This window comes from Flavobacterium labens (assembly GCF_048286755.1).
GTDB lineage: Bacteria > Bacteroidota > Bacteroidia > Flavobacteriales > Flavobacteriaceae > Flavobacterium.
On the sequence record NZ_JBLVPL010000006.1, the window covers coordinates 173,693 to 186,742 of the forward strand.

Consider the following 13,050-nt stretch of genomic DNA (forward strand, 5'->3'; position numbering starts at 1 on the left):
ATGGTTACAAATAACATACAACTCAACACAATTGAAGAAGCGATTGAAGATATTCGCCAAGGAAAAATAATCATTGTTGTTGACGATGAGGATCGTGAAAATGAAGGGGATTTTTTGGCTGCAGCCGAAAAAGTTACACCTGAAATGATTAATTTCATGGCTACACACGGTAGAGGATTAATTTGTGCTCCTTTGACAGAAAGCCGTTGTAAAGAATTGGGATTGCATGTAATGGTTAGCAACAATACAGATCCTATGGAAACTGCTTTTACGGTTTCGGTAGATTTAAGAGGTAACGGAGTGACTACAGGTATATCAGCCGGAGACAGAGCAAAAACTATTTTATCATTAGTTGATTCAAAAACTAAACCACATGATTTAGCACGTCCGGGACATATATTCCCTCTTATTGCAAAACAAGGTGGCGTATTAAGAAGAACAGGTCACACCGAAGCCGCTATAGATTTCGCAAGATTAGCCGGATTTAAATCAGCTGGTGTGATTGTAGAAATCATGAACGAAGATGGTACTATGGCGCGTTTACCGCAATTAGTGGAAGTAGCTAAAAAATTCGATTTGAAATTAGTTTCTATTGAGGCATTAGTGGCCTATAGAATGCAACACGATAGTTTGATTGTTAAAAAAGAAGATTTTGACATTGAGACCCGTTTTGGTACATTTAGACTAAGAGCATACCAACAGACTACTAATAAACAAATCCATATCGCATTAACCAAAGGAACTTGGAATTTAGGTGAATCGATTTTAACAAGAATCAATTCGTCACAAGTGAATAATGATTTGTTAGGCACATTGACCAATAACGCAGACCAACAACTAGACGATATGTTCCAGGTGATTAATGAGGAAGGAAAAGGTGCCGTTATTTTCATCAATCAAGACATGCAATCCGTAAATTTATTGAATCGAATCGCTGAACTTAAATCATTACAAGCTCAAGGTGAAATGAAAGCTCCTAAAATTGTTATAGACAGCAAAGATTTTGGTATTGGAGCACAAATATTACATGATATTGACATCTCAAAAATTAGATTAGTATCCAATACTGAGGGAACAAAACGAGTAGGAATGATTGGATATGGGTTAGAAATAACCGAATATGTAAAGTATTAAACCTATTCATTACTATTTTACAAAAATAAGTTTCATCTAAAGTAAAGAAAATGAAACCTTTAAAAATTAGCTCTGAAAATAGATGCTTTTTTTCTAAAAATAGATTTGCATAACCAAAAAAGGTTCTTATATTTGCACTCGCAATCAGGTAATGAAAGCGACATACTGGAGAAATGGCAGAGCGGTCGAATGCGGCAGTCTTGAAAACTGTTGACTGTAACAGGTCCGGGGGTTCGAATCCCTCTTTCTCCGCCAGCTGGAAAGCAAATTGAATTAAAACCCTTTAAATCGTATGATTTAGAGGGTTTTTCATTTATACCCCTCCAAAATATTCATAATACGTTTCCTTAGTGGATAAATTCGGCTACCCTAAACTATCTTTTCTCTTATACGTAAAGAGAGCAAAAGCCAGTATAAACAGTTGATTAGATATCTACACACGAATCACTGTCAATGGCCAAAGAATTGAATTGAGCACAAACAGATAAATTTCAAAATGGTCCACGGAAGCGTCAAAAATGAAAGGTAGTTCTTAAGAAGACGTTCAATAAATAATCATCTTGAAAATATAAGAAGCATGATTTTGGAAGTTTAGAAAAAGTTGTTCAAAAAAGTCATCAAATTAACTTCTGAAATTTAAATAATAAACAAGTTTTTAATTGTTGATTTACTACTGCTATCGCTAAACAGAAGTAATCATTAATAAAATAAAGAAAGTCTTATTAGACCAATTCTACAAATAATATCGCTTTTGAGATAAAATAAATAATTGTAATAGTTAAAAAATAAAACATACATTAGCATAATCCAAAAAGTATTTTTTTTCACCATACCTACCGCAATATTAGACATTTAAAAAAAATGGCTTATCTAGTAAATTGTATTAAATTATTTTCTAAACAATCATTATATGAACTTACCAAAATCCCTTTTTAGAGACATAGCAGTATCACTGTTTGTTTTAACCAGTACTATTATGTTATCCCAAAAACCAGCCGATAATTCAAATTTCAACAAGTTTTTGGACAATTATTACGAAGATGGCTTACTATTAAACCCATTGACGGCGACACAAAGAGGCGACAACAGATACAACGATTTATTTCCGAACGATATCGCTAAACCCTATCTAAAAAAGCAACACGACTATACCATAATGTATCAAAAACAGTTAGCCTCTTTTGATAGAAAAAAGCTCAATTCTTTTGATAAAATTTCTTTTGATATCGTAAATCTTCAAATAAAGCAAGCACTGGAAAGAGAAAGATTCAATTTAGAATATATTCCTTTTACCCAGTTTAGGGGCTATCCAAGTACGTTACCTTCTCTAGGTTCAGGAAAAAGTTTTCAACCTTTTAAAACAGTGAAAGATTATGAAAATTGGCTCAAACGAATTAACGGCTTTTCTATATGGGCCGATACTGCGATAGCGAATTTTAACAAAGGTATTGCAATGAAAATGGTGCTTCCAAAGGCTTTAGTAATTAAAATGATTCCGCAGCTAGAAGCTCAAACTACGACAGACACACTCAAAAACATCTTTTATGAACCCGTTAGGAATATGCCAAGCTCCTTTTCAACCAAAGAAAAAAAAGCGATTCAATTGGCCTATCAAAATGCAATCAATACAAAAATCATCCCTACTTATCGAAAACTCGCCGATTATTTAAAAAATGTTTATTTGCCAAAAGCCAGAACCACATCAGGCTATAATGATATGCCCAACGGAAAAGCAATGTATGAATATTTTGTAGGCGTGAGCACCACTACCAATCAAACACCTGAAGAAATATACCAAACCGGACTTAAGGAGGTCGAACGAATTACCAAAGAAATTGATGACCTCAAGATAAAAATTGGTTTTCAGGGAGACAGAACTGTATTTTTCAATCATGCCTTGACCCATCCTTCCTTTTTTCCTTTCACCACTGACGAACAAATATTGGAAAGTTATAGAGCCATTCTGCCAATCATAGAACCCAACCTGAAAAAATTATTCAATATTGTACCTAAAACAGCATTCAAGGTAAAGGCGATTGAAAAGTTTAAAGCGGCTACATCGGCAGCTAACTATGAAAGAGGTACAACGGATGGCAGCAGACCGGGTTATTTTAATGTTCCAATCGTTGACGCTACTAAATTCAATAAGTTGGGAATGGACAACCTTTTTATACATGAAGCCATTCCAGGCCATCATTTTCAATTGTCTCTACAACAAGAAAATCCAGCCTTGCCAAAAATTAGACAGTTTGCCTCGTATTCGGTTTTTTCTGAAGGCTGGGCTTTGTATGCAGAATCATTGGGTGAAGAATTAGGATTGTATACTGACCCTTATCAAAAATTAGCTGCCTACAAATCAGAGTTGTTTAGAGCAATACGATTAGTAACAGACGTTGGATTACATACCGGAATAATGACAAGAGATGATTCCATCCAGTACATGATGGAAAAAGGAGGAAGAGAAGAAAATGCTTCTATTTCTGAAACAGAAAGATATATGGCGCTGCCAGGACAGGCACTTTCCTATAAAACTGGAGAATTGAAAATAATGGAATTAAAAGCTAAATATATAAAAAGCATGGGCACAAAGTTTGAAATCAAAAAGTTTCACGATGCCATTTTGCAGGTTGGTTCAGTCCCTTTAAGTGTGTTTGAAACTTATATGGATGATTGGGCTAATGAACAAATTAAATAATCACTTGTTCATTTAGCAATAGATACTTTCGAATAGTAAATTATACAGATAACAATTTTAATTTTATAATTTTACTAAATAGTTAGCTTATAATACCATCAAATAAACATTATAATAGCACAATTGAGCTTACTTGATAACAAACCAACACTTTTAAAATTGAATCTATGAGAAAACTTTCAATAGTACTATTATTTTTAATACAATTACAATCTTCAATCGCACAAAATGGAACAGAAGCTGTTACCATTACTGATATGTTGAAAATTAAAACTGTTGGTAACATAACGCTGACTAAAGATGGAAAACGAGCTGCTTTTACGGTGACTTCTATTGAACACGATGAAAATAATAAATTAGATTACAAATACCGCACACAGATATTCACTACCAATACTTTAAGCAATTCCGTACCTGTACAACTTACCACAAATAAAGATGGAGCGACAAGACCAACATGGAGCCCGGATGGTAAACAGATTGCTTTTACGCGTTCTGTAGAGGACAAAATGCAAATTTTTATATTATCTATGGAAGGTGGTGAACCTATGCAACTGACAAAACATAAATACGGTGCCACCAATCCAAAGTGGTCGCCAGATGGTAAAAAAATACTTTTTTCATCAAGTATCCCCTTACGTGAGTTGCTTCAAGATTCTATTTTAAACAAATCAAATTCGATTCCAACTTGGAAAATGGAAAAGCCTGGTTTTGACAAAAATGAACATTTACTAACGAACAAAGAGAAACCAAATCCTAACGGAAGTTTATCCGAAATAAGAGCCTATTTAGATAAAAATGCAACAGACAAAAAAGCAATTGTCTTGAACAAATTAAACTTCCAAAGTGAGTCGAATATTTCTTCAGATATGAATTTCAATCACTTTTTTGAAATAAATGTCTCCAAAGATGCTGAACCACGATTACTTACTAAAGGGTTTTATAGTTTTGCTACTGCGGACTACGCGCCAAATGGGAAACAAATAATTCTATCAGGAGACGTAGACACTATAGAAAATGCAGATCGATCATTAGAAAGTGAGATTTTTACAGTTGACACAAATGGTGAAAATTTTAAAATGATTTTAGGTGAAAACGGAAAAAGATACAACAGTGCCACCATATCTCCATCAGGTAAATGGCTGGCTTTCTTGTCCAGTAATACTTCTTTTATTAGTGTTCCTTCCTTATCAATAATGCCCATGAATGGCACCGAAAAAGATATGGTAACAATCCCTTTTGATCGAAATAAATCAAATCTTATCTGGAGTAAAGATGATAAATACCTGTACTTCACCTCTCAGATGAATGGTGGTAATGTATTGCATAGAATTAACAGATTAACAAAAAAAATAGAGGCTTTATCCAGCGTTGATACTGGTGTCTCAAGTTTTGACATTATAAATAATACGATTGTATTTTCAAAAACTCAGGTATCAAATCCTTCTGAATTATATTTTGCTGATGCCAATTTAAGAAATGAAAAAAAAGTAAGCAATTTTAATGATTGGGTTTCAACTAAAAAATTATCCATTCCTGAAAAGAAAACATTTACAAACGATTTAGGAATGACTGTAGAATATTGGATCATGAAACCATCCAACTACAAGCAAGGAGAAAAATATCCCTTACTGTTAGAAATTCATGGCGGTCCATCAGCAATGTGGGGTCCTGGTGAAGAAAGTATGTGGCACGAATATCAATATTTTTGCAGTAAAGGATATGGTATCGTTTATAGTAATCCAAGAGGTTCGGGTGGATATGGTTTGGATTTTTTAAGAGGCAACATCAACGATTGGGGCAAAGGTCCGGCAAGTGATGTATTGACAGCATTAGATAAAACCGTTGAAGAAGGTTGGGCTGACAACTCCAAGTTGCTTATTACTGGAGGTTCATATGCTGGATATCTTACAGCTTGGATCATAAGTCATGACAATCGTTTCAAAGCGGCTTGCGCGCAACGCGGTGTCTATGATCTTAACACATTTTTTGGCGAAGGAAATGCATGGCGATTAGTTCCAAATTATTTTGGAGGATATCCATGGGAGCCAAAAGTGAAAGAAATTCTAACTCGTGAATCACCCATAAGTTATGTTCAAAACATCACTACACCTTTTATTATTTTTCATGGTGGGAACGATCGTCGTACCGGTTTTATTCAGGCCGAAATGATGTTTCGTAGTCTAAAAGTATTAGATCGTCCTGTTGAATTTGTAGTACATCCGGGAGCAACTCATGAAATTACACGAAATGGTGACAATCGCCAACGAATAGATCAAATGCTACGAACGTATGAGTTTTTTGAAAGATCAATTGAAAAAAAATAAAAGGAACTGATGTTTATACATTCATATACTGGAATTTAAATCCTAAAAAACTGAAAAGCCCTGTCCATTATAAAATGACAGGGCTTTTTTTGTGACAAGAAGACGTTTTGATAAAGCATTAATAATATGATATTGATAACCTACATTGAATTGTTTTCATATAAATCAAGTCTTGTTTTTTATTATTAGACACTACCAAAACATATATAATTTTTGGATTTTAATAATTAAAAAACCTGTAGCCTTAAAAATAAGTTGTTTTGAGTATCTTTAAAAAACTCTAAAAGAAAATCATGGAAACACAATCCTATAAAAATCATATTCGTTATTACCCACCCCATCATTTTGTTTACTATCCTATAATATTGACATTTCTGTCGTTTAGTATTTATTTTAGTTGCACTACCGAAGATTCATTAATTTGGGCGTTTATAAGTGGAATTTTCGTCGTTCTGTTTTGTCTGGCTTTCATGCTACGCCAACACTATGCATTAACTTTACAAAACCGAATCGTACGTCTGGAACTTCGGTACCGTTATTTTTCGATTACAGGAAAAAGATTGGAGGATTTTGAACATCAGTTAAATGATGACCAACTATTTGCCTTACGGTTTGCCCCAGATGATGAATTTCCAGCACTAACACAAAGAGCGCTGCTTGAAAATCTTTCGGGAAAGGAAATTAAAAAAGCGATTCAGCACTGGAAAGGCGACTATGAAAGAGTTTAATGTTTAAAAATAATAAGCGTAATTTATCCAATATAACGATTCAGAATTTTGTTTCTTTGTTCCGAAAAAAAACACTAAAAGCTGAATTTAAACCCCATAAATGGCAGAATACTTTCTAGATATTGAATACAAAGACATTACGTATAACGAAGAAGAAGTCAATTTTAAGGAATTCGAATGCTGTACGTTTACCAATTGTAATTTTTCTCAATGTGCCTTTGTAGCAGTTACTTTTATTGACTGTACTTTCAATGATTGCATTTTTAGCAATGCCAAAATAAATTATGTCGCCTTTAGAACCGTGATTTTCAACCGGTGTGAAATCAAAGATGTCAATTTTGCCATGTGCGATAAATTGATTTTCGAGATTTCTTTTAATGATTGTATTTTGGATTTCTCCAAATTTTATACATTAAAAATCAAAGGAACATCATTTACCAATTGCAGTATTATTGCCGTTGATTTTATGAATACTGATTTGACCGAAGTCGTTTTTGAAAACTGCGATTTATACCGTTCTGAATTTGCAAAAGCAATTGCCAACAAAGCTGATTTTAGAACCAGCTACAACTATACTATTGATCCCAAAACAACAAAACTAAAGAAAGCGGTATTTGCTTTAGAAGGTATAAAAGGATTGCTATACAAACATGAAATCATAGTAAAATAGTGCTTTAAGAAATTATTTTCCCATCTTCCATAGTAATGATTCTATTAGTTTTTTGGGCAAAATCAGTATCGTGGGTAACCACCAGCAAAGTTTGATTTTTCTCCTGTGTCAATTTATTAAAAATATCAAAAACCAAATCACTATTTCTCTTATCTAAATTCCCTGTAGGCTCATCCCCCATTATAATTAACGGATCGTTTATCAAAGCACGCGCAATTGCGACCCGCTGTTTTTGTCCGCCACTCAATTGATTGGGCATTTTCAGTGCCTGATCTTCCATGTCCAGTGTCTTCAAATGTTCCATGGCGCGATGTTCTAATTCTTTATCCGAATATTTAGCTAACTTCATTCCCGGAAGCATTACATTTTTCAGCACATTATATTCAGCCAGTAAATAATGAAACTGAAACACAAAACCTATTTTTTCATTTCTGATTAAAGCTAATTGCTTATCGGTTTTACCAGTAACAAGTTCGTTGTGAATCAATATCTGACCGTCATAATCTGTGTCCATCGTAGAAAGTAAATACAACAACGTCGATTTTCCACAGCCGGATTTGCCTACGATAGAAACAAACTCACCGTGATTAATACGCATTTCAATTTCTTTCAACACCTGAAATTTTACAGGGTCGTAAAAATATTTACTTAGTCCAATTGTCTCTAAAACAGCATTATTTTCCATTTTTATTTCCCTCTGATGATTTCTACCGGATCTACTTTACTGGCTTTTAAAGCAGGAAAAAGTCCGGCAATGGTCGTTGTAAACAATGCAAAAGTAATTCCGATAACATAATAAATCAGATTGTAATTAATTGGATAGGTTTTCACTGTGGGTAACGAAGCGGTTTCAAACGGAATCACATCTATAATAGAAGAAAAAACATAGCCAAACAGCAAACCAAACAATCCTCCGGCAAGTCCAATAATTACAGAAAGCGAAACAAAAATCCATTTCACATCATTCCCGGAAAATCCGGTGGCTTTCAAAATCGCAATACTGTCCATTTTTTCATAAATCATCATGTTCAGAATATTATAAATTCCAAAACCGGCAACAATCAGCAACACCACTCCAACGGAATAGGAAATGATACTTCGTACTGAGCTTCCGGTTTCAAACTGAGAATTTGCGGTTTGATAGTCAATTGTATCTAGATTAAAGGTGTTCTGAAACTCTTTTGCAACAGCAGGCGCTGCAGTCATATCGTACAAATTAAGCTGAATGTCTGTGATATAATTTGTAGGCTCTCCCAATATTTTTTGGGCTGTCGCCAAAGAGGTATAACTCATCACATTATCGATTTCAGCAATTCCAATTTCGGAAATACCCACAATTTTAAGCGAAGCTAAATTTCCCTTAGAAGTGGTAATCTTGATGATATCTCCTTTGGTAAGCAGCATTTTATCTGACAAACCTTTCCCTATAATAATACTGTTATTCTGAAGCAAATCAGCTACTTTTCCCTCAATGATATAATCGCTGATTTTAAATAACTTGTCCTCAGACAAAACATCAATTCCATTAATTATCCCCGAAATTTCAATCGTCCCCGAATTAAAAAAAACCGGTGAAGTCACTTTTGGCGCAACATCAATAACGCGTGGGTCTTGTTTTAAAAAAGCCAGAATGGTTTTACTGTTGTAAATGGATTTTCCACGGTCTTTCGGTTTAATGGAACGAACAAAATTGGTCTTTTTTTGAAATTCGTCTGATATAGAAACAGGTTGGTTTTCTGAAGGTTTAATTTCGTTGTACAGCAACACATGAGGAGTTCTATTGAGCATTAAACCATCTAGTAAGTCATTCAAACCATTCATAAAACTAACCAAAGCAATAAACATGGCGATACTGAACGTTACGCCAATAGCAGCAACAATCGTTTGCTTCAATCGCGCCCGAAGCAAATGCAAGGCAATGTTTAAAATGAGTTTAAAGTTCATTATTTGGGTTTATAAATCGTTTCTTCTGCCGTTAAACCCGATACTATTTCCACTTTTTGATAATCGCTTAAACCCGTTTTTACTTCGCGTTTTTCGTCTTCATTTACTAAAACATATCTGCCTTCTATTAAATATGTTTTTGGAATCGTAATGGTATTTTGCTTAATCTGAATGATAATATTAGCTTCGGCTGTAAGATTTGGATAGAGTTTTTCGGGTGGTTTTATAAAATGTGCTTCAATTTTAAAAGTACGGGAACGTTCGTTCATTATTGGGTAAATTTTATCAATGACAGCATCGAATACCTGTCCTTTATAACTATCCATTGTCACCAATACTTTTTGTCCGGTTCTTACGCGAACCATGTCATTTTCGTCGACTTCCAGTTCCAATAAAAATGAATTTTCCTGACCAATTATTGCCAAAGGAGTTTGTGGTGTAACTAACGTTCCTTCTTTCACCAAGACATCAAACAGCTTTCCGGAAAAAGCGCTTTTGACGCTAAAATCACTTTGGGATTTCTGATTCATTTTTAGGTTGACACTATTTCTGCTTTGATCATTTTTTAATTGGGCTTTGAGTTGTGCCAATTGTTTTTTAGCAGATTCGTAATTAATTTTGGAACTTTTAAATGCTAATTCGACTCTTTCAAAATCGACTTCCGAAATTCCACCCTGGTTCCTGATGTTTTTATTTCGGTTGTAAATGGATTCGTCTAATGTCAATTTGTCTCTGCTTGATTGGACTTTCATTTCCATTTCGGCAATTTTATCTTGAATATAACGACTGCTTTCCAAACTCAATTGATACGCTAATCGAGCATTCTCCGTATTCAGTTCTGCTTTATCACTTTCCAATTCGAATAATGATTGCCCTTTAGTAATGGATTGACCGGCGATAACATTGACTTTTTGTAAAGTACCATTTACGGTAGCATAAACGGTGTATTGTCCATCTGCTTTTATAACTCCTGACGCATAAACACTTTCCGTAACTTCTCCTACTGTGGGTTTAATTTCTTCTGTTTCATTTTTGGAACAAGAAAGCAAACTAAAAACTGATAAACAAAATAGTAATCGTAATTTCAAACTCATTTCACTTCGTATTTAACGGTATAGGTTGTTGTAAATTCTTCCTATAAATATACGACAATATCCATTTTGAAGTTAAAATTCATTGTTGTAAAATTATGAGATAAAAAGCGATGGTTAATAAGGAAAATAGTAGAATTAAAGTTTTTTTTCCATTTTGTAATCTTCCATTTTGTAGCCATGCTCTAATAGAATTTCTTCATCTGAAACCACTTCAAATCCTATTTTTTTATAAAACGAAATGGCTTTATTGAATTTATTCACATTTAATGAAACTACAACCGATTGATTTTCCTTGGCTAAGTTTTCTACTGCTTCAATCAGCAACTTCCCTGCTCCTTTTCCTTGTGCTTCTGGAAGCAAATAAATTTTGTGAAGGCGAGTACATTTTTGGTTTAAATAATTATGTTCATACGAAGCAAAGCCTAGACAGACTTTTCCCTCATTTACCAATAGGAAATGATGTCCTTTCTCATTTAAATTTTCAAGAAGAGTTTTCTCTGAGTAAAACAAATCGAGCATATAATCAATTTGTTCTTTCGATAAAATTGAACCGTAAGTATTTGGCCAGGATTTATAGGCAATCTCTCGAATAGTTTTAAAGTCTTCTATTGCAGCTTCGGTTAGTAGTAACATTGTAAATTATTGGTAAAATTATTGAAATTATAGCAAATCTCCTTTTGGAATAAAAATATAAAATTTAGCGCCTACACCCGGTTTTGCTTTTACTCTTATAAATCCTTTGTGATTATCTACAATTCTACTACAAATAGCCAGTCCAAGTCCAGTTCCTGAATATTTTGGGTCGGTTTCTAAACGCTTGAATAATAGGAATATTTTATCTGAATACTCTTGTTTGAAACCAATTCCGTTATCAGAAATCACAATTTTATAATAATCCTTTTTATTGGCGATTTTATAATCATGCATTTCTTTTTCTGTTACTTTTTTAGAAGTAATACTGATTTCCGGAGCTGTATCTTCTTTACTGTATTTAAGAGAATTTGAAATTAAATTTATAAAAAGCTGCTTCACCTGAAAAGGTATTGCTTTGATTGCAGGAAAATTTCCAATTGTAATAATGGCTTTTTTATCTTCAATATTAGAGGATAAATCTTGAAGTATTTCTTCAATAACTTTATTTAAATCCGTTTTCACAAAAACCTTATCGCCTTTTATTGTTCTGGAATAATTCACTAAATCAATTAATAAAGTCTGCATTCTATTAGCAGTTACACGAATTTTAGAGAAATATTCTTTCCCTTGTGACGAAAGCAAGTCCGATTCCTTTCCTTCTAATCTGGAGATAAACATTTGAATCTTACGAAGCGGTTCCTGCAAGTCGTGACTTACAATATTGTTAAAAGCCTCTAGTTCAGTATTAATATATTTAAGTTCTTTATTATTATTTTCCAGCTCGAGTGTTTTATTATACTGGCTTGTAATGTCATAATTAACGCCTATTTTAATCAAATCTCCATTACCGTTTTTAGTAAAACTACCTACTCCCATGATATATTTTATATCACCACTTGGTGTCAAAAATCGAAATATCATTGAAGTGGATTGATGATTAACCAACGAATCAATGTGTACTTTAGTGACATATTCTAAATCATCCGGATGAATATATTTAATTGAATTTTCAATATTTGGTTCGAATGCATTAGGTTCTACACCCATCAATCGGAATAAATTATCTGAAAAAGTATAGGCATTACTTTCTAAATTCACCATCCAATGTCCAAAACTAGCTGTCATTTCAGCAGAGTTATAGGACTCATTTAATAGCTTTAATTGATCATTTGCCTTTTTGAGTTCATCAATGTCAACATTCATCTTTTGGAACGAAAGCAGTAATATAAGAAGCGAAAGTATAACTAATAAAAAAGCGGTAATGATTGAATCTTGTAATTCAAATTGATGATTATTGTTTTCAAATTTTGTTTTTGTACTTTCAGAAAATATTATTTTAGTGACAAAGGATTTCATCCTCTCGGTAACATTACTGTTCTGCAATAACATCGCATTTATCGCTACCGGACCAGAATTTTTACTTTGTGCAAGAAGTAAGGTCCTTCTTAACAATTTGAATCTAAGATCAATAAGCCTTTTTAATCGGTCTATATCATTGTATCTGGCGGAGTCATTTGCAGTTAACAACTTAAGCTTTGTAATGCTTTCTTCAATTTTACCCCTACTCAAAAAACGATCTTGTATATACGCTGCATCTTTTGTAATAATATAACTTCGCAAGCTCGTTTCGTAATTACTCATTACGGATAGCAGTTTTTCTAATTCGAGTTGTGTTTCATTAGAATTTGCTATTAATTCAACCGTTGAATCGAGCTTTTTCATTTGGGAATAAAACATCGAGGCTATATAACAAACAACAACAATTGCAATAGCTAAAGCTATTTTAAACACTTGTGAGTTTTTATATAGTCCAAGAATTTTCATC

The 13,050-nt window shown here is 33.5% G+C and carries 10 protein-coding genes and 1 tRNA gene; 6 read left to right on the forward strand and 5 right to left on the reverse strand.

The window, feature by feature from the left end:
• The 6 genes from ribB to ACNQF8_RS13225 all read left to right on the forward strand — a co-directional run bounded on the left by ribB (position 1) and on the right by ACNQF8_RS13225 (position 7,554).
• A complete protein-coding gene (ribB, locus tag ACNQF8_RS13200) occupies positions 1-1,134 on the forward strand; it encodes a 3,4-dihydroxy-2-butanone-4-phosphate synthase (RefSeq protein ID WP_417951528.1) in 1,134 nt (377 codons plus the stop codon).
• 167 nt (positions 1,135-1,301) lie between these two features.
• Positions 1,302-1,389 (forward strand) — tRNA-Ser (locus ACNQF8_RS13205).
• Between the two features lie 655 nt (positions 1,390-2,044).
• Positions 2,045-3,829, forward strand: a complete 1,785-nt coding sequence (locus ACNQF8_RS13210) for a DUF885 domain-containing protein (protein ID WP_417951464.1) — start codon at positions 2,045-2,047, stop codon at positions 3,827-3,829.
• A gap of 167 nt (positions 3,830-3,996) precedes the next feature.
• Complete coding sequence (locus tag ACNQF8_RS13215; RefSeq protein WP_417951463.1) at positions 3,997-6,156, forward strand: S9 family peptidase; 2,160 nt, start codon at positions 3,997-3,999, stop codon at positions 6,154-6,156.
• Between the two features lie 293 nt (positions 6,157-6,449).
• Positions 6,450-6,884, forward strand: coding sequence for a DUF6526 family protein (locus tag ACNQF8_RS13220; protein WP_417951461.1), 435 nt, complete (start codon positions 6,450-6,452; stop codon positions 6,882-6,884).
• Between the two features lie 100 nt (positions 6,885-6,984).
• Positions 6,985-7,554, forward strand: a complete 570-nt coding sequence (locus tag ACNQF8_RS13225) for a pentapeptide repeat-containing protein (RefSeq protein ID WP_417953720.1) — start codon at positions 6,985-6,987, stop codon at positions 7,552-7,554.
• A gap of 4 nt (positions 7,555-7,558) precedes the next feature.
• On the opposite strand, the gene ACNQF8_RS13230 is transcribed toward ACNQF8_RS13225, so the two are convergent.
• The 5 genes from ACNQF8_RS13230 to ACNQF8_RS13250 form a co-directional block, all read right to left on the reverse strand.
• Positions 7,559-8,239: an ABC transporter ATP-binding protein gene (locus tag ACNQF8_RS13230; RefSeq protein ID WP_417951458.1), complete on the reverse strand. Its 681-nt coding sequence runs from the start codon at positions 8,237-8,239 to the stop codon at positions 7,559-7,561.
• Positions 8,240-8,241: 2 nt separating this feature from the next.
• The gene (locus tag ACNQF8_RS13235; RefSeq protein WP_417951456.1) at positions 8,242-9,498 is read right to left on the reverse strand and encodes an ABC transporter permease; all 1,257 of its coding nucleotides are present in this window, start codon (positions 9,496-9,498) and stop codon (positions 8,242-8,244) included.
• Positions 9,498-10,592, reverse strand: a complete 1,095-nt coding sequence (locus ACNQF8_RS13240; protein ID WP_417951455.1) for an efflux RND transporter periplasmic adaptor subunit — start codon at positions 10,590-10,592, stop codon at positions 9,498-9,500. Before ACNQF8_RS13240 ends, ACNQF8_RS13235 begins: the two co-directional genes overlap by 1 nt.
• A 135-nt stretch (positions 10,593-10,727) precedes the next feature.
• A complete protein-coding gene (locus ACNQF8_RS13245; protein WP_417951453.1) occupies positions 10,728-11,225 on the reverse strand; it encodes a GNAT family N-acetyltransferase in 498 nt (165 codons plus the stop codon).
• Positions 11,226-11,252: 27 nt separating this feature from the next.
• On the reverse strand, positions 11,253-13,049 hold the full coding sequence (locus tag ACNQF8_RS13250; RefSeq protein ID WP_417953721.1) for an ATP-binding protein: 1,797 nt from the start codon (positions 13,047-13,049) through the stop codon (positions 11,253-11,255).
• Position 13,050: the final 1 nt, after the last annotated feature.

Coding starts and splice junctions, on each gene's coding strand:
- ACNQF8_RS13240 (WP_417951455.1), bottom strand. CDS start 10,592: ATGAGTTTGAAATTACGATTACTATTTTGTTTATCAGTTTTTAGTTTG.
- ACNQF8_RS13215 (WP_417951463.1), top strand. CDS start 3,997: ATGAGAAAACTTTCAATAGTACTATTATTTTTAATACAATTACAATCT.
- ACNQF8_RS13235 (WP_417951456.1), bottom strand. CDS start 9,498: ATGAACTTTAAACTCATTTTAAACATTGCCTTGCATTTGCTTCGGGCG.
- ACNQF8_RS13245 (WP_417951453.1), bottom strand. CDS start 11,225: ATGTTACTACTAACCGAAGCTGCAATAGAAGACTTTAAAACTATTCGA.
- ACNQF8_RS13220 (WP_417951461.1), top strand. CDS start 6,450: ATGGAAACACAATCCTATAAAAATCATATTCGTTATTACCCACCCCAT.
- ACNQF8_RS13230 (WP_417951458.1), bottom strand. CDS start 8,239: ATGGAAAATAATGCTGTTTTAGAGACAATTGGACTAAGTAAATATTTT.
- ACNQF8_RS13250 (WP_417953721.1), bottom strand. CDS start 13,049: ATGAAAATTCTTGGACTATATAAAAACTCACAAGTGTTTAAAATAGCT.
- ACNQF8_RS13210 (WP_417951464.1), top strand. CDS start 2,045: ATGAACTTACCAAAATCCCTTTTTAGAGACATAGCAGTATCACTGTTT.
- ribB (WP_417951528.1), top strand. CDS start 1: ATGGTTACAAATAACATACAACTCAACACAATTGAAGAAGCGATTGAA.
- ACNQF8_RS13225 (WP_417953720.1), top strand. CDS start 6,985: ATGGCAGAATACTTTCTAGATATTGAATACAAAGACATTACGTATAAC.